The following is a 17,307-nucleotide window of genomic DNA, read 5'->3' on the forward strand; positions in this document are numbered from 1 at the left end:
CGCCCAAACCGGCACCCGCGGCTCGTCCCGCGCCGGTGGTGGTCAAGGTGGCGGCGCCGGTGCGGCGTGATTGCGTCACCGTGCTCAACGGCCTGCGTGTGTCGCAGGAGTGCTTCTGAACTTCATCCAGGGTAAAGCCATGAACGGATGCTTGACGCCATCACCGCTGTTTCGCTGCCTGTTCGTCGCCGGCCTGGCGCTGGCGGCCGCCGGACCTGCAGCCGCGGCCGGCAAATCGAAAGCCCAGCCCGCAGACAACCCGACCGGCGCCGCGCCGCTGCGTGCCGAGGCCGGACCTAATTGCAAGGGCGAGGCCGCGAAGCCGGCCCAGCTGGCCCTGCAGATCGGCAAGTCCAGCCTGATGCGCCTGCCGGAACCGGTCCAGCACCGGAGCGTCGGCAACCCGCTCGTCGTGCAGGCGCTGATGGTGGCGCCCGACACGCTGTACATCGCCGGCGTCGACGTCGGCACGACCAACATGATCATCCAGGGCAAGAGCGGCCTGTGCAGCGTACTCGACATCACCGTGGCCATGGACCCGTCGGCCCTGCAGGCGATGCTGGCCACGGCCATGCCGGACGAGCACGACATCAAGGTGCTGGCCGCATCCGATGCGCTGGTGCTGACCGGCACCGTGAGCGACGCGAGTGCCGCGGCACGCGCCGTCGAACTGGCCTCCGCCTACGTGCGGCGTCCGCTGCGCGCACTGACGGTGCCCGACAAGGAAGACGCCGCGAGTCAGAACCAGCGCGAAAGCCAGAACCAGGGCGGCGCGGCGGCGGCCACCGCGCGGGTGGTCAATATGCTGGGCGTGCGCGCGCCCCAGCAAGTGCAACTGGAAGTCAAGATCGCCGAAGTGTCGAAGAGCCTGCTCGACCGCCTGGAAGGCGGCGCCAGGTGGACCTTCAGTTCCGGCAGTTGGGGCGCCATGCTGCTGTCGAATTTCATCACTGGCACGGCCCATGGAGCGCTCGCGGTGGGCAAGAGTGCCGACCGAAACTTCTCCGCCGCGGCCGAGAAACAGGATGGCCTGGTGCGCGTGCTGGCCGAGCCGAACGTGATGGCGATCAGCGGCCAGGAAGGCACGTTCCTCGTGGGCGGTAAATTCTATATCCCGGTCGCGCAGGACAACAACCGGGTAACGCTGGAAGAGAAGGAATTCGGCGTCGGCCTGCGCTTTACCCCGACGGTACTGGGCGGCGGACGCATCAACCTGCGCGTGGCGCCCGAGGTGTCCGAGCTGTCGCGCGAAGGCATCGGCCTGTCGGCGACGGGGTTCAACGGGACCGCCATCCTGCCGGTCGTGACGACGCGCCGCGCTACCACCACGGTCCAGCTGTACGACGGCCAGAGCTTCGCGATCGGTGGCCTGATCAAGAGCAACCTGGTCGCCAACCTGAAAGGACTGCCGGTGCTGGGCGAACTGCCCGTGCTGGGCGCCCTGTTCCGCAGTGCGGATTATCAGCAGGACCGCACGGAACTGGTGTTCGTGATCACCGCGCACCTCGTCAAACCCTTGTCCGGCAACGGCTACGCGCTCCCGACCGACAAGGTGGGGGAACCGTCGCGTGCCGGCGTGATGCTCGGCGGCTTCCTGGAAGGGCCGGCGCCGGCGACGCCAACGGCGTCCGTGTCGACCCCGGCGCCGGCCGCACCGCCTGCGCAGAGCGCGGGCGGCTTCGAACTGAAATAGGAGAGAGCGATGGCCATCGGATGCAAGCGAATCGCATGTGCGGCGCTGTCGGGCATGCTGCTGTACGGGTGCGACACGACCCCGCGTTTCAACGAACACTTCGGCACGGCCGTGCGCGCCAACGTGGCGGCGCAGGTACTCGATCCGACCGCTTCCGCCAATACGAATCCCGCCGCCGGCATGGAAGGCAAGGCCGCCGTCATCGCCCAGGAGCGCTACGAGAATTCGTTCAAGGAACCGGAGAAACCGATCAGGGCACTGGTCGTCGGCGGGGTGGGCAGCAAGTGAGTCGTCCGCGCTTTTTCAATGACATGATTTTGACCGAACGCCGTCCCAAGGACCACGATGAAAGCCTTTCTGATCAGCCGCGACACCCAGCTTTACGCGGAGATCGCCTCCCAGGGTGCCGCACGCGTACCGCCGCTGCATGTCGCCGCCAGCCGCGCCAGCCTGCGCGATGCGCTCGATCGTCCGCTGCCTGATGGTCCGAGCCTGATCATCGTCGATATCAGCGATGCGGATGCCGCCGACGGCGACCTGCTGGAACGCCTGACCCGCCACTACTCGGCAGCGCATTTCATGCTGCTGACCGACAATCATCACCCCGACCTCCTGATCCGCGCCATGCGCGCCGGCGTGCGCGAAGTGCTGCAACTGCCGCTGGTGCACCGCGCGCTGCATGAGGCGATCGACCGCATTGCAGCCAGCGCCGGCGTGGCCGCGACGCGCGACGGGAAGATACTCGCCTTCATCGCCTGCAAGGGCGGCAGCGGCGCCACCTTCATCTCCACCAATTTCGGTTATGCGCTGGCCACGCTGGCGGACAAGAAGGTGCTGCTGATCGACCTGCATCGCCAGTTCGGCGACGCCACGCTGTACGTGTCGGACCAGAGACCGGCCATGACGCTGTCCGACGTGTGCCAGCAGATCGCGCGCATCGACGGGCCGTTCCTGGAATCGTGCCTCGTCCACGTGGCGCCTGGCTTCGGCGTGCTGGCGGCCGCCGACGACCCGGGCCAGACGACCGAGGCGAAACCGGAACACATCGACACGATCCTGCGCGTCGCACGCCAGCATTACGACTACATCCTGCTCGACGTCGGGCGCCAGATCGATGCGGTGTCGCTGCGCGCTCTCGACAGCACCGACGCGATCTACCCGGTGCTGCAGCTGGCCCTGCCGGACATCCGCGACGCCCGGCGCCTGCTCGACATCTTCCGCTCGCTCGGCTATCTGACGGACCACATCCGCCTGATCGTCAACCGCTACGAAAAGGGCGGCAAGCTGCGCCTGGCGGACCTGCACGCGGCGCTGGGCGCAGAAGTGCTGCACACCGTCCCCAACGATTACATCGCCGTCACCGACTCCGTCAACCAGGGCATTCCGGTGCTGCAGCTGTCGCGCGGCAGCGCCGCCGCGCGCAGCCTGGCCGACCTGGTCGAAGTGGTGACCGCACGTCGCATTCCCGAGGCGAAGGGTCTGTTCGACCGCCTGTTCGGGCGCGGCGAAGACGATTGATCTTTTCAAGGAGCCGTCCATGTCCCTGCGCGAACGCCTGTCCGTGACGGACGAGGAGCGCCAGCATCAGCCCGTTGCGGCTGCGGCGCTACAAGCCTATGCGGAACTGAAGAAAACGATGCACCAGATGATCCTCGACCGGATCGACCTGGAGCGCCTGAAGCGCCTGACGAGCGAGCAGTTCAAGCACGAGCTGGCGCTGCTGGTCCAGCGCATCATCGAGGAAGAGCGCATCGTGCTGAACCAGCAGGAGCGCCACCACCTGGTGCTCGACATCCAGCACGAGATGCTCGGCTTCGGCCCGCTCGAACCGCTGCTGAACGATCCGACCATCTCGGACATCCTCGTCAACACCTACGACAAGGTGTACGTCGAACGGCGCGGCCGCCTGGAGCTGACCGACGTGGCGTTCCACGACAACGCGCACCTCATGAAGATCATCGAGAAGATCGTCTCGCGCGTCGGCCGGCGCGTGGACGAATCGAGTCCGATGGTCGACGCGCGCCTTCCGGACGGTTCGCGCGTCAACGCGATCATCCCGCCGCTCGCGGTCGACGGGCCGCTGGTGTCGATCCGGCGCTTCGGCGCGACGCCGCTCACGGTACAGAACCTGCTCGACTATAAAAGCGTCACGCCGCCGATGATCAAGGTGCTCGAGAGCCTCGGCCTCGCCAAGGTGAACATCCTGATCTCGGGCGGCACCGGCAGCGGCAAGACGACGATGCTGAACCTCATCTCCGGCTTCATTCCGGGCAACGAGCGCATCGTGACGATCGAGGATGCGGCCGAACTCCAGCTGCGCCAGCCGCACGTCGTGCGCCTCGAGACGCGCCCCCCCAACATCGAAGGGAAGGGCGAAGTGACGCAGCGCGCGCTCGTGCGCAACTCGTTGCGCATGCGCCCGGACCGCATCATCCTGGGCGAGGTGCGCGGACCGGAAGCGCTGGACATGCTGCAGGCCATGAACACGGGCCACGAAGGCTCGCTCGCGACCATCCACGCGAACACGCCGCGCGACGCCCTGGCGCGCCTGGAAAACATGGTCGGCATGGCCGGCGTGAGCCTGACGCCGCGCGCCATCCGCCAGCAGATCGCTTCCGCCATCACCGTGATCCTGCAGGCCTCGCGCCTGGCCGACGGCACGCGCAAGGTCGTCAGCATGCAGGAAATCACCGGCATGGAAGGCGACATCATCTCGATGCAGGAAATCTTCCGCTTCGAGCAGACGGGCATCGACGCCGACGGCAAGGTGCAGGGGCATTTTTGCGCCACCGGCGTGCGGCCGCGCTTCGCCGACCGGCTGCGCATGTTCGGCGCCGCGGTGCCCGAGGACACCTTCGATCCCGACCGCGTGTTCACCTGAACCGCATCGCCGCGAAAGTCACGCATGGACATCCTCTTCTACGGATTCATCGTCTTCCTGTTCGCCGCCGTCATCCTCGGCATCGAAGGCGTCTATCTATGGTGGGTGAGCACGCATGGCGCCAGCGCCCAGCGGATCGCACGCCGGCTGCAGCTGATGTCGGGGAACCAGGGCCGCAGCGCCGAACGCATCTCGATCCTGAAGTCGCGCCGCTTCGGCCGGCACGATCTCGTCGACCGCCTGCTGCAGCGCTTCCGCTTCGCGCACCGCCTCGACAGGCTCCTGGTGCAGTCCGGCATCGCGTGGTCGGTCGAGCGCTTCCTGCTGTGCTCCGTCGCGACGATGCTGGCGGCCACCTACCTCGTGATGCAGTGGCCGATGCCGCTGCCGGTGCGCCTCGCGATCGTCCTGCTGTGCGTCCACGTGCCGCTGCTGCTGGTGCGGCGCGCGCGCATGCGCCGCCTCGTGCGCATCGAGGAGCAACTGCCCGACGCCGCCGACTTCATCGCGCGCGCGCTGCGTGCGGGGCACTCGTTTTCAAACGTGCTGCAAATCGTCGGCAACGAATTGCCGGAACCGCTCAGCGGCGAGTTCCGCATCGCGCGCGAGGAAATCAACTACGGCGTGCCGCTGGGCGAAGCGTTGCACAACATGGCGGCGCGCATTCCGCTGACCGACCTGCGTTACCTCGTCATCGCCATCCTGATCCAGCGCGAGACCGGCGGCAACCTGGCCGAGATCCTCAGCAACATCGGCCACATCATCCGTGGCCGGCTGCGGCTGGCGGCGCAGGTCCGCGTGCTGTCGGCCGAAGGGCGCATGTCGGCCTGGATCCTCGGGCTGCTGCCGTTTGCCGTGGGAGGCATGCTGGTACTGGTGAATCCCACGTACGTCAAGGTGCTGTGGACCGATCCGCTGGGCGTGAACATGCTTTGGACGGCGCTGGTCATGATCATCATCGGCGTGATCTGGCTGAAGAAGGTGATCCGCATCCACATCTGAGGAGACATCGATGACTCGCGCGCAGTTGCTGTTCCTGTTGATCGTCTTCGTGGTCGTCTGCTGCCTCGCGTGGCTTGCGGCGGTGCTGTTCGCGCCCGCCGCACTGCGTGCCCGGCTGGCGAGCTTCATGGGCCGTGCGAACGAGGACCAGACGGAACGCAGCGGCTGGATCGAACGCGTGGCGCGCGCCGCCAAGCCGCTCACCAAACTGTCGGTGCCGGAGGAGGGCTGGGAAAAGTCGGCGCTGCGCACGCGCTTCATGAACGCCGGCTGGCGCAACCCGGCGGCGCCGACGCTGTACTTCGCATCGAAGACGGCCCTCGCGCTGGGCCTGCCCGCGCTGGTCGGCATCGTACTGGCGTTCGTGCCCGCCACCATCGCCGAGCTCGGCATACTGTTCCTGCTGCTGCTCGCGGCGACGTGCGGCTACTACCTGCCGAACACGATCCTCGACCGCGTCATCAAGCGCCGCAAGCGCGACATCTTCGAGAACATTCCCGACGCGCTCGACCTGCTCACCGTGTGCGTGGAGGCGGGCCTGAGCCTCGAGCGCGCGTTTGTCAAGGTCGCCGCCGAGATCCACATCAAGAGCGTCACGCTGGGCCAGGAATTGCAACTGGTGCTGATGGAGATGCGCGCCGGCTTCAGCAAGGAAAAAGCGTTGCGCAATTTCGCGCTGCGCGTGGGGCTGGACGACGTCGACTCGCTCGTCGCCATGCTGATCCAGTCCGAGCGCTTCGGCACCAGCATCGGCGACGCCTTGCGGGTGTATTCGGAAACGCTGCGCGGCAAGCGCCGCATCGTGGCGGAAGAGGCGGCCGCCAAGATCGGGCTGAAACTGTTGTTTCCCCTCATCTTCTGCATCTTCCCGACCCTGTTGGTGGTACTGCTGGGGCCTGCCGGCATCCAGATTACCAAGCTCTTCGGCAGCGCCCTCGGTCATTCCAACTGAACGAACGGAGATTGTCATGCGCGCCCGTACCCGTCTCTACAACCTGCCATTGTTGTGCAGCGGCGTGCTGCTGCTGGCCTGCAGCAGTCCACCGCCGCAGCCGTACGCCGGCCCGCCCGCATCCCCGGCGGCGGACGACAGTTATCTGCAAGGCCGCAACCTGTACCTCGCGCGCCGCTACGGCGACGCGATCACCGCCTACCAGGCCGCACTGCGCGTCGACGCCAGGCACGTCAATGCGCGCAACGGGCTGGCGATCGCCTACGCCGAGCAGCGCGATTTCGCGCGCGCGATCCCGATCTGGCGCGATCTGACCCGTGACGTCACCATGGCATCCGGTCCCGCATCCGCTTTCCTGTTTTCCAACCTGGGCTATGCCTACCTGCTCAGCGGCGACCTCGACGCGGCCCAGGTCGCGCTCGAAAAAGCCTGCCTGCTCGATCCGCTCAACCACCGCGCCTGGCAATACCTGGGCGAGACGCTGCTCAAGGTGGGCCAGGAAGAGCGCGGCCAGCAGATGCTGCGCCAGGCCGAAGCCTTGCGCGAACACGACTTCCGCGCCGATTATGCGACGGCGAACGGCGGCACGCGCCTGCCGGCCATCGAGCAGGCGGTCCGGACCGACCGACGCCCCGACGACGACGCATGGGCGTCCGTCGAAGTGATCCGCAGGGACGACGGCATCCTCGAATTACGCCGCACGCCGGCAAACGCCGCCGCGCTGCACAGCGCGCCCGTCGATGGCGCGGCCGCCCAGCCGCTCGCGCCGGAAGCGGTCGCCAGGCTCGAGATCAGTAACGGCAACGGCCGCCAGGGCCTCGCGCGGCTCGTATCGCGCCAACTGAGCGATCCGGGACTGAAAGTGGTGCGCCTGACCAATGAAAAACGATTCGACGTGCGCCAGACGCGCGTCGAGTACCAGCCGGCGTTCCGGATGGCGGCGGAACGCCTGGCCCGGCATGTCGGCACGGGCGAGCCGGTCGAGGTCGGCCTGGCAGGGCACGCCGACGTGCGCCTCGTCATCGGCCACGATTTGCCGCTGCAGCGCATCGTCGCAAGACCGCCGACGGGTCCGCTGATGGCGCAGGCTGGCCGGGCCGATACCCCCTGAACGTGACAGTGCCGTTTTCACAACAGTAGCGGGCGACAGACTCCACCGAAATTCGGAATAATAAAATTCTTGATAACTCGGGAGAATCGCCATGAAGCTCACTCGTTTTCAGTCCGCCATTGCCCAGTCAGTTCTCGCAACCTCGCTGCTGGTGTCGCTCGCAGCCTGCGCGCCGACGCCGACCCGCGAAGGCACGGGCGAATACATCGACGATTCCGTGATCACCGGCAAGGTGAAAGCGGCGTTTGCCGCCGATCCGACCGTCAAAGCGACCCAGGTGCAGGTGGAAACGTTCAAGGGCACGGTGCAGCTGAGCGGCTTCGTCGATTCGCGCGAATCCGCCCAGAAAGCCGTGGAAATCGCGCGTGGCGTGAACGGCGTGAAGGCTGTCAAGAACGACACGGTCATCCGCTGACTTATTGCCAGCTCACCTTGCCGAAACCATTCGTCGTCGCGTTGCGCGTGGCCGGCTTGCCGTAGACGGTGGCCGAGCCCATGCCGCTTAGATTGACGTTGGCCGCCGTTTTCGCGTACACGCTGGCGCCACCGAGGCCGGTCATATCCAGGTCGACGGTTTCTGCGCGTAATTGTTGAGCGTCGAGACCGCCGACGCCGCCCAGTTGCGCGCGCAAGACCTTGGTCTGGCCGGCCACGGTGATATGGCCGGCGCCGCCCAGGTGCAATTCGATGCGGTCGGCCTGGCCGGGATTCAGCGTGAGACCGCCGACGCCGCCCAGGCGCGCGTCGACGTCGCGATATTGTCCCGTGAAGCGCACGGCGCCGGCGCCGTCCAGTGCGAGCTTCAGCTTGTCGCCGCTGAAGCCGGAGACCTCGCTCGATCCAGCGCCCTGCGACACGAATTCACGCAGGTTCGGCACGGTAAGATCGGCGCGCAACTCGTTCTTGCTGTTGCCTTCGAAACGGGTATTGTTTTCCATGTCGATCACGAGCGTGTCGCCGCGCTGCGTGGTCGTTACCTTCGTCACATAACGGCGTTCGCCGGACACCACGAGCGACGGCGTCGGTCCCTGGTGCAGGTTCAGGCGGATCACGCCGCCCAGGCGTACCTTCGATACGTTCGCATCCACGGTGCGGTTTTCGCGGACGAGGTCGTCGGCCAGGGCATGCGCGCTCAGGGCCAGGGTCGTGGCGAGGAAGGCGCTCTTGATCAGGTTGTTCATGTTCGGGGTCTCCAAATAGTGGTCTGATGGAATCACTATAGGCAAACACCTCGTAGGCAACCTGTCGATTGCGACAGAACGCAGCATTGGCGGTACAGGCCGTGAAATCGCCGCGCCATGCTGCCCTCAAGCATGCACGTCGTCCCAGGACAGGCCGAAGCGCGCCAGATACTTCTTGAGACGGTCAGCATCGTTCGGCTGGCGCTTGGCCGTGCGCGAGACGGCGAACAGCTTGCGGCCCGCGTCCGACAGCGACTGCGACTGGCGGCAGATCCCCACCACGGCCTGCAGTTGCAGTGCGTCGAACTGGTCGAGCTGCGCCGCCGCGTCCGTGCCCAGCAGCGCGTCGAGATCGGTCGCTGCCTGGGCGACGTCGCGGAAGGGCCGCCAGAGCTGCCGCAAGCGCTTGATTTCGTCCTCGACGATGGCGTCGTTGATCCGGCCGGACTCGGCCAGCGTTGCCATGCGGGTGATCGACGCGGAGAGGTCGCGGAAGTTCCCCGTCCAGCGCGCTTCCTGCGACATCGCAAACCGCATGTAGCGGTCGCGGGCCTCTTTGTTGAAGCGGACCATCTGCCCATGTTCGGCGCCGAATTCGCGCAACAGGTACTCGATGTTCGGTTCGATGTCTTCGCCGCGCTCGACGAGGCCCGGCAATTCATACGTCCACAGATTAATCCTGGCAAACAGGTCTTCACGGAAGCGGCCATGGGCGACCTCGCGGCCCAGGTCGCGATTGGTGCCGGCGATCAGCTGGAAGTCGCTGTGCACCTCGTGGTCGCCGCCGACCGGCAGAAAACGCTTCTCCTCGATCGCCTTGAGCAGCATGGCCTGTTCATCGAGACCCAGTTCGCCGATCTCGTCCAGGAACAGCACACCCTTGTCGGCCGTGCGCAGCAGACCGCTGCGCTCCGACATCGCGCCCGTGAAAGCGCCCTTGACGTGGCCGAACAGCGTCGAACCCGCGCCGTCGCCATGCAGCGTCGCGCAATTGATCTCGACGAAGCGTCCAGCCGCTCGGCGGCGCGTCTTCTTGAGCTCGTACAGGCGACGCGCGAGGAATGATTTGCCGGCGCCGGTGGGCCCCATCAACAGGATCGGTGCGCGCGACTTGATCGCCACGCGCTCGATCTCGTCGATCATCGTGTTGAAGCGCACGTTGCGGGTGGCGATGCCGGATTTCAGGAACGCCACGGCATCCTGCTGTTCCCGCGAGAAGCGCCGGGCGATCTGGTCATATTTCGACAGGTCGAGGTCGATCAGCGCCAGCGTGCCGGGCGCACCGGGCGCATGCCGGCGCGGTGGCGACGTCTGCAGCAGGCAACCCGGGAAATAGCGCGCTTCGGTCATCAGGAACATGCAGATCTGGACCACGTGCGTGCCGGTCGTGATGTGGACCCAGTATTCCTCCCGGTCGGGCTCGAATGGATAGGCGCGCGCGAAGTCGAACAGGGCGCCGTAGACCTGCTCGAAATCCCAGGGATCGTCGATATCCACCCGGCGCGGCACGATGCTGGTTTCCGGCGATACGGTGCCGATGTCCTGCATGACCTGGTCGAGCAGCGGAGTCGGCTCGCCGTTGTACAGCAGTTCCAGGCGGTCGATGACCACATCCTCATGCTGCGTCAACGCGACGGTCGGCCGCCATTTCTCCCAGCGCGCGCTGCCCTTGCCGTTGTCGAGCTGGGTGCCGATGAAGCCGATGACCACGGTGTTCTTCTTTTTCATGAATATAAACTTTTATAAATCAGGATAAATTTATCATGAAAATCCGGCCCTGCCGCAGCGACGGGCCGACAATAAATGTTCTGGATAATCAGCGGCTTGGCGCCATCTTCAGGACGCGACGAGGAGGTGGCACGCCGTTTGCAATGGAAGGGGTAGAGCAACGAGACACACATGGGGAGAGCAACGATGAAATCCGAACACTACGATGTCCTGAACGTGGACGGCGGCCGTCCGGTCAAGATGTGGACGCGCGGCGTCCCGGTCGAGGAAGGTGCCAAACAACAGCTGGCCAACACGGCGCGCATGCCGTTCATCTACAAGCACATGGCGGCGATGCCCGACGTCCACCTGGGCAAGGGCTCGACGATCGGCAGCGTGATCCCGACGCTTGGCGCCGTGATCCCGGCCGCCGTCGGCGTCGATATCGGCTGCGGCATGATGGCCGCCAAGACGACCTTGAGCGCGAACGACCTGCCCGACAACCTGGGCTCGCTGCGCAGCGCCATCGAGCGCTCGGTGCCGCACGGGATGTCGCCGAAGACGCGTGGATTCAAGGGACGCGACAAAGGATCGTGGGACACCCCGCCGCAGGCCGTCGACCAGGCGTGGATGGCGCTGAAGGACGAGTTCGACGTCATCTGCCAGAAGACGCCGAAGCTGAAGAACACGAACAACTACAAGCACCTGGGGACACTTGGCACCGGTAACCACTTCATCGAGATCTGCCTGGACGAGCAGGGCTTCGTGTGGTTCATGCTGCACTCCGGCTCGCGTGGCGTCGGCAATGCGATCGGCTCGCACTTCATCGAAGTCGCCAAGCAGGACATGCGCACGCACCTGGCGAACCTGCCCGACCAGGACCTGGCCTATCTGAAGGAAGGCACACAACACTACGACGACTACGTCGAAGCGGTCGGCTGGGCGCAGAAGTTCGCACGCATGAACCGCGAAGTGATGATGCAGAACCTGATCGCGGCCGTACGCACGGTCATCAGGAAGCCGTTCGAGACGCACGTGGAAGCGGTGAACTGCCACCACAACTACGTGCAGAAGGAACATCACTTCGGCATGGACGTGCTGGTCACGCGCAAGGGCGCCGTGTCGGCGCGCGAGGGCGAGCTGGGTATCATTCCGGGATCGATGGGCGCCAAGAGCTACATCGTGCGCGGCAAGGGCAACCCGGAGAGCTTCCACAGCTGCAGCCACGGCGCCGGCCGTACCATGAGCCGTACCGAGGCCAAGCGCCGCTATTCGGTCGACGACCAGGTACGCGCCACCGAGGGCGTCGAATGCCGCAAGGATGCCGGCGTGATCGACGAGATCCCGATGGCCTACAAGGACATCGACGCCGTAATGGAAGCACAGAGCGACCTCGTCGAGGTTGTGCATACCCTGAAGCAGATCGTCTGCGTCAAGGGATGAAATGAGAGGATGAAAGGACATGGCATGATCGAACTGGATGGCGCGGCCGGCGAGGGCGGCGGCCAAATCCTGCGCAGCGCGCTGACGCTCGCCATGATCACGGGGCGGTCCTTCCGCATCCGGAACATCCGCGCGAACCGCGCCAGGCCCGGCCTGATGCGCCAGCACCTCGTGGCCGTGCAGGCGGCCTTGCAGGTGTGCGGGGGCGACGCGACGGGCGCCGCACTCGGCAGCCAGGACCTGACGTTCGTGCCGGGGCCGATCACCGGCGGCGACTATGAATTCGCCATCGGCACGGCCGGGAGCTGCACGCTGGTGCTGCAGACCGTGTTGCCGGCCCTGCTGAAGGCGAATACACCGTCGACCTTGCGGCTCGCGGGCGGGACGCACAACCCCATGGCGCCGCCCGTGCAATTCCTGCAGCGCGCCTGGTGCCCGCGCCTGGCCGAGATGGGCGCCCGCATCGACATCCACCTGGAGCGTTTCGGGTTTTATCCGGCCGGCGGCGGCATCGTCGTCGCCCGCGTGGAGCCATGCGCGCTGCTCCGGCCGCACATGTGGATGACGCGCGGCGAGCGCCGTGCCGCGTACGCCGAGGCGTTCGTGGCCGGCATTCCGGGACGGGTCGGGCAGCGCGAACTGGAATGCATCGGCAGGGCCATGAACTGGGGCGAGGACCAGCTACTGATACGCGCCCTGCCGGCCGATCAGGGTCCGGGCAATGCCTTGATGCTGACCCTCGACTACGAACACGCGACGGAGGCGTTCACGGCGTTCGGCGAAAAGTCCGTCACGTCCGAACAGGTGGCGCGCCAGGTCGTGCAGCGCGCGCGCAAGTACCTGATGTCGCACGCGGCATTCGCGGAATATCTTGCCGACCAGATGATGCTTCCGCTCGCTCTGGCCGGCGGAGGGGGTTTTACGCTGGACGAGGTGTCGATGCATGCGCGTACCAACGCACAGGTGATCGAGACGTTCCTGCCTGTGCGGTTCACGTTCGATCGGCTTGATGGTGTCGACCGCTGTACGGTAATGCGCAATGATGTCGGATAACTTTACATTCTCTGGGCATAAAATAAATTCCTTATGTAAATCAATTGCATTTTTATGTGGCACAGCTTTTGCTGCCTTTTTCGGTGTCTACTGACCTGGGAAGCAAAATGAAATTGAGAACTTTCGCCGGCATGGTGGCGCTGGCCGCTGCGACGACTGCCGCACAGGCAACCAACCTGTCCTTTACAGGGGCGTTCAGCCATGACAACGACGTGCAACGCTTTACGTTCACGGTGAGCGGCACGTCGACCGTGACCCTGCGCAGCTGGTCGTACGCCGGCGGTGTGAATGCGCACGGCGATACGATCGCCCGTGGCGGCTTTGACCCGATCCTGTCGCTATTCGACGGTACGGGTGCCAAGCTTTACGAGCAGGATGATGCGGACTGCGGCGACGTCGCCGCCGATCTCATGACGGGCCGCTGCTATGACGTGAACTACAAGAGTGCGCTGGCGGCCGGGACCTACACGGTGACGGTCCAGCAGTTCAACAACTTCGCCGCCGGATCGAACTTGGCCGATGGCTTCGCGCGCGATGGCGTGGCCAATGAGAACTTCCGCAACGGCTTCGTCGACTCGGCCGGCGACAAGCGCGATGGGCACTGGGCATTCGATATCCTGAACGTCGACACGGCTGCCGTGACGCCGCCGGCGGGCGTGCCGGAGCCGGCGTCGCTGGCGCTGCTGGGTATCGGTGTTCTCGGGCTGCTGCGCCGCAAGCGTTCGTAAGCTTCCCTGAACGCCCAAACACAAAAGGGTTACGTGCGTGAGCGCGTAACCCTTTGTTTTTACCGCTGAATCTTGGTGCCGGCTGCAGGACTCGAACCCGCCACCTGATGATTACAAATCACCGAACTGAGCCATTTCGAGTTGTTGATCGTAGTTGATCGTTAGAGGGAAATCCTTTGTGAATCATGTGCTTAATGCATATAGCTCGGTTTTCTGTGTGGAATTGTGTTGATCTATGTATGCTAAAATTCCCTACATAGCCACTACATGAAGGGAGCCTCGATGAGATGGGACAACTTTACGAGTGCCCGAGTCGAGGCCTTCAAGTGCGTTGAAGGGCGTCAGCAGAGTATTTATTGGGACGGCAAGACTCCCGGTCTGGGCCTCAGGGTCACCGCCAAGGGCGCCAAGTCCTACATCTTTGAAACTACACTCAACGGTAAGACGCTCCGAATCACGATCGGAGACGTGCGTACCTGGTCCATCTCTCAGGCACAGGCCAAAGCTACAGTCTACAAGGCGCAGACTGACAGTGGCATCGATCCACGGAAGATACTTGCAGATCAGATTGCTGCAGAAGAGGCAGCTGAGCTAGAGCGCGTCAGGACCGAAGAGGCGACCGCGGCGGCGGCTGTTCGCGACGCAGTCACGTTGGGCGACATCTGGCCTGACTACGTTGCTGATCGAATGGCGACACGAACCGGCGGTTGGTCTGATCACCATGTGCGTGCTCACAAGCAGATGATGCAGGAAGGAGGCCAGCCGGTTAAACGCGGTTCGAAGCTGACACAGCCTGGGCCATTGTCCTCATTGGCAAGCGTCCGGCTTGTCGACCTCACGACTGATCGCATTGAGCAATGGGCAAAGGAAGAGGCAAAACATCGCCCATCCAGCGCGCGGCTCGCCTGGCGTCTTCTAAAGGCCTGCATGAACTGGTGTGGCGAACACAAGACCTATTCCAGCATGGTCACGGGCAATCCCACGAAAAGTGCCCGCACGCGGGAGAGCTTGGGCAAACCAAAAGTGCGCAACGACGTGCTTCAGCGTGAGATGTTGCAGGCATGGTTTTCGGCTGTACGTCAGATCGGCAATCCCGTTATCTCGGCCTATCTCCAGATACTGCTGCTGATCGGAGCGCGCCGGGAAGAGCTGGCCGCGTTGAAATGGGACGACGTGAACTTCCAATGGAACAGTATCAAGCTATCCGACAAGGTCGAGGATTTCAGAATGGTGCCGCTGACGCCGTATGTCGCGGCTCTCATGGCCTCGCTGCCGCGGCTTAAAGACAATCCCTACGTGTTCTCGAGCTCGGGTTCGGCGTCAGGGTATATTGCTGAGCCTCGCTATGCGCACAATCAAGCTGTCGCTGTGGCTGGCTTACCGCCGCTGACTCTGCATGGGTTGCGACGATCGTTTGCCAGCTTGAGCGAATGGGTGAAGACTCCTCCAGGAATCGCAGCGCAGATTCAGGGGCATGCGCCGCAGGGAGTCCGCGAGCAGAACTATATCCGCCGGCCGCTTGATCTCCTCCGGATCTGGCACGTTGAGATCGAGAATTGGATGCTCGAACAGGCCGGCATTGAAAGTAAACCGTCTGCCGTGTCGCTTCAGCTCGTCAAGACCGTGTAAATAGCTTTGCCTGTTTTTGAACAGGCTGTAGGTTTGGCAGTGCCTAGCTTTAGCGGGCGAAAAGGTGGCTCCCTTACCACCCTGGCACTGCCTCCATTTTTAAGGGGCGTTTGAGGGAACGCGAGCATGGTTGAAGAGCATTCGATTCCGCTGCAAGAGCTAGAACGCTGGCATCAGGCTCCCGAAGTGGAGCCCGGCATTCGGTTCGTCAAAATCCAGCTTTGCAACACGCTGGAAGTCACTATGGACTTTGCTGATTTCTTGGAAGAGGTCGATGAAAGACTAGGCCGGTGGGGGCAGGGTCAGTACACACTCAAGGAAGCAGCGCAAGTTCTATCTAAAGCCTACCCAGGGAAGATCGATGCAGATTCCTTGTGCAAGCAGCTGGAGAAAGCTATCCAACGCGGAAAGCTTGTCATCAGGGAGCACGGGGTACGTCTCGAGCAGGAAGACGTGCCACAGGGGAGGTTGGGGCGGCAGACCGTTGAAGTTCGGGACTTGAACGAGTGGCTCGAAAAGGAGGGCAGTCCCTATCGGCTTTCCTATCCCTACGACGAGCAAGAGCAGGACGAGGAAACGGAAGTGGTGAGGGATATGGCCGCCGTGCATTCAAGCGAGCAGCCGGCCGCGCGTGACGCGGAGATCCGCGAAAACCGAAATGCTGCGCTAGCCAGTCAGCCACGAGGGGCTAAAGGCCTGATTCTGGAGCACTGGGACAAGGTTGAGGCCAGATACGGCCCGCAGGCAAACGGTACTCAAGTGCTCAGGGTCTTGAGCCAATTTCTCGATGGCGCCGACAAAATGCCAGAGCTTAAGACCATCCAGAACCATCTTTCGGCATTGAGGAACGCGAAACTCATTCCCTAATTTTTTCCCGAGACATTCCCGGGAGTTTCCTACTTTCCCGGCTCCCACCGCCGGGAAATGTCCGTGCATAAAGTCCGTATCACCTTCAACAAAGATAGGTGATACGAAATGATCGTAACCCGCGCAACCTCCCCCAAACTTGCAAGCGTTCCTGAAACGCTAACCACTGCTGAAGCGGCAGTAGCCTTGAATCGCAAGCCTCAGACCTTACGCATGTGGGCTTGCAATGAAAACGGCCCGATTCGTCCAGTTCGTGTGCATGGGCGCCTAGCTTGGCCTGCAAACCAAATCGCAGCCCTCCTGAACGGAGGCGCTCATGCCTAATCGCCAAAACAAAAACGCCTCCACGAGGGGAGGCGCTCATGTCGATCAAGCTGGCGGGCTGAAGTCGACAAAACAAACTGCAGTCTTCAACTGCAGCCCACAGAATATCACAGCGGTGTGTGAGGAACTTGCACGTAACGGCGTCGCCCTTCTGGGTACCTCCGGCACCACTCAGCGTGAAACCCTGCGTCGCGCGTTGGAGTTTCGCGGCGCACGCGGGCTCAACACCTATGAAGGCACAGCAGCGGGCTACATGCGCTTGGCCACTAGGGTTAAAGAACTCAAGGACGCATGGGACATCTACACGCTGTCGGAGGACGTGCTTGGCCCTGATGGGCTCCTGCATCGAGGCGTTGCTCGCTACGTGCTGATGGGCCGGCGCAAGGACACGCCACCCCCGCAAGGGGAACTTGAGCTGGTTCCGGCATGAATACCCAGCTCCTCGCCATCAAGAACTGGAACACGTTCCAGCACTACGGCAAGCGTAATCCGCCCTGGATCAAGCTGCACAGGGCCATCCTCGACGATTACGCTTTCTGTGCCCTGCCTGACGTCTCCAAGGGCCATCTCATGCTGCTGTGGCTATACGCTAGCCAGAACAACGGCACGGTGCCGCACGACGTCCCATTCCTTGAACGGAAGCTGTCGATCACCGGGCTGGATCTCAGTGTCCTGATTGAGCATGGCTTTCTGATCGCGCAGGGCGCCGCTAGCGTCAAGCTTGCGAAGGGATAGC

General features: G+C 63.7%; 17 protein-coding genes. 15 read left to right on the top strand and 2 right to left on the bottom strand.

Annotated features, from left to right (window positions below):
• Positions 1-139 precede the first annotated feature (139 nt).
• The 8 genes from ACEN88_RS00335 (at position 140) to ACEN88_RS00370 (ending at position 8,054) form a co-directional block, all read left to right on the top strand.
• Positions 140-1,693, top strand: a complete 1,554-nt coding sequence (locus ACEN88_RS00335) for a type II and III secretion system protein family protein (protein WP_413336856.1) — start codon at positions 140-142, stop codon at positions 1,691-1,693.
• 9 nt (positions 1,694-1,702) lie between these two features.
• Positions 1,703-1,981 carry a hypothetical protein gene (locus ACEN88_RS00340; RefSeq protein ID WP_413336857.1) on the top strand — a complete coding sequence of 93 codons (279 nt, stop codon included), beginning with the start codon at positions 1,703-1,705 and terminating at the stop codon, positions 1,979-1,981.
• A gap of 57 nt (positions 1,982-2,038) precedes the next feature.
• A complete protein-coding gene (locus tag ACEN88_RS00345) occupies positions 2,039-3,211 on the top strand; it encodes an AAA family ATPase (RefSeq protein WP_413336858.1) in 1,173 nt (390 codons plus the stop codon).
• Positions 3,212-3,230: 19 nt separating this feature from the next.
• Positions 3,231-4,574, top strand: a complete 1,344-nt coding sequence (locus ACEN88_RS00350; protein WP_413336859.1) for a CpaF family protein — start codon at positions 3,231-3,233, stop codon at positions 4,572-4,574.
• A gap of 24 nt (positions 4,575-4,598) precedes the next feature.
• Positions 4,599-5,576 carry a type II secretion system F family protein gene (locus ACEN88_RS00355; RefSeq protein ID WP_413336860.1) on the top strand — a complete coding sequence of 326 codons (978 nt, stop codon included), beginning with the start codon at positions 4,599-4,601 and terminating at the stop codon, positions 5,574-5,576.
• Between the two features lie 10 nt (positions 5,577-5,586).
• The gene (locus ACEN88_RS00360) at positions 5,587-6,528 is read left to right on the top strand and encodes a type II secretion system F family protein (RefSeq protein WP_413336861.1); all 942 of its coding nucleotides are present in this window, start codon (positions 5,587-5,589) and stop codon (positions 6,526-6,528) included.
• 16 nt (positions 6,529-6,544) lie between these two features.
• Entirely contained in the window at positions 6,545-7,639 is a 1,095-nt protein-coding gene (locus tag ACEN88_RS00365; RefSeq protein WP_413336862.1) for a LytR C-terminal domain-containing protein, read from the top strand.
• Positions 7,640-7,730: 91 nt separating this feature from the next.
• Positions 7,731-8,054, top strand: coding sequence for a BON domain-containing protein (locus tag ACEN88_RS00370; protein WP_413336863.1), 324 nt, complete (start codon positions 7,731-7,733; stop codon positions 8,052-8,054).
• Position 8,055: 1 nt separating this feature from the next.
• Here ACEN88_RS00370 and ACEN88_RS00375 read toward each other — a convergent pair whose 3' ends face one another.
• Positions 8,056-8,820, bottom strand: coding sequence for a GIN domain-containing protein (locus ACEN88_RS00375; RefSeq protein WP_413336864.1), 765 nt, complete (start codon positions 8,818-8,820; stop codon positions 8,056-8,058).
• A gap of 126 nt (positions 8,821-8,946) precedes the next feature.
• The gene (gene rtcR, locus ACEN88_RS00380) at positions 8,947-10,548 is read right to left on the bottom strand and encodes an RNA repair transcriptional activator RtcR (RefSeq protein WP_413336865.1); all 1,602 of its coding nucleotides are present in this window, start codon (positions 10,546-10,548) and stop codon (positions 8,947-8,949) included.
• Positions 10,549-10,734: 186 nt separating this feature from the next.
• Here rtcR and ACEN88_RS00385 point away from each other — a divergent pair, with 186 nt between their 5' ends.
• The 7 genes from ACEN88_RS00385 to ACEN88_RS00415 all read left to right on the top strand — a co-directional run bounded on the left by ACEN88_RS00385 (position 10,735) and on the right by ACEN88_RS00415 (position 17,306).
• Positions 10,735-11,970, top strand: a complete 1,236-nt coding sequence (locus ACEN88_RS00385) for an RtcB family protein (protein WP_413336866.1) — start codon at positions 10,735-10,737, stop codon at positions 11,968-11,970.
• 24 nt (positions 11,971-11,994) lie between these two features.
• Positions 11,995-13,023, top strand: coding sequence for an RNA 3'-terminal phosphate cyclase (gene rtcA / locus ACEN88_RS00390; RefSeq protein WP_413336867.1), 1,029 nt, complete (start codon positions 11,995-11,997; stop codon positions 13,021-13,023).
• A gap of 107 nt (positions 13,024-13,130) precedes the next feature.
• Positions 13,131-13,751, top strand: coding sequence for a DVUA0089 family protein (locus tag ACEN88_RS00395; protein WP_413336868.1), 621 nt, complete (start codon positions 13,131-13,133; stop codon positions 13,749-13,751).
• Between the two features lie 282 nt (positions 13,752-14,033).
• Positions 14,034-15,380: a tyrosine-type recombinase/integrase gene (locus tag ACEN88_RS00400; protein ID WP_413336869.1), complete on the top strand. Its 1,347-nt coding sequence runs from the start codon at positions 14,034-14,036 to the stop codon at positions 15,378-15,380.
• Positions 15,381-15,506: 126 nt separating this feature from the next.
• A complete protein-coding gene (locus tag ACEN88_RS00405; RefSeq protein WP_413336870.1) occupies positions 15,507-16,247 on the top strand; it encodes a hypothetical protein in 741 nt (246 codons plus the stop codon).
• Between the two features lie 316 nt (positions 16,248-16,563).
• On the top strand, positions 16,564-17,001 hold the full coding sequence (locus ACEN88_RS00410) for a hypothetical protein (RefSeq protein ID WP_413336871.1): 438 nt from the start codon (positions 16,564-16,566) through the stop codon (positions 16,999-17,001).
• Complete coding sequence (locus tag ACEN88_RS00415; RefSeq protein ID WP_413336872.1) at positions 16,998-17,306, top strand: hypothetical protein; 309 nt, start codon at positions 16,998-17,000, stop codon at positions 17,304-17,306. Before ACEN88_RS00410 ends, ACEN88_RS00415 begins: the two co-directional genes overlap by 4 nt.
• The last annotated feature ends 1 nt before the right edge of the window (position 17,307 follow it).

This window comes from Massilia sp. CT11-108, from assembly GCF_047302915.1.
Taxonomy (GTDB): Bacteria; Pseudomonadota; Gammaproteobacteria; order Burkholderiales; family Burkholderiaceae_D; genus Telluria; species Telluria orientalis.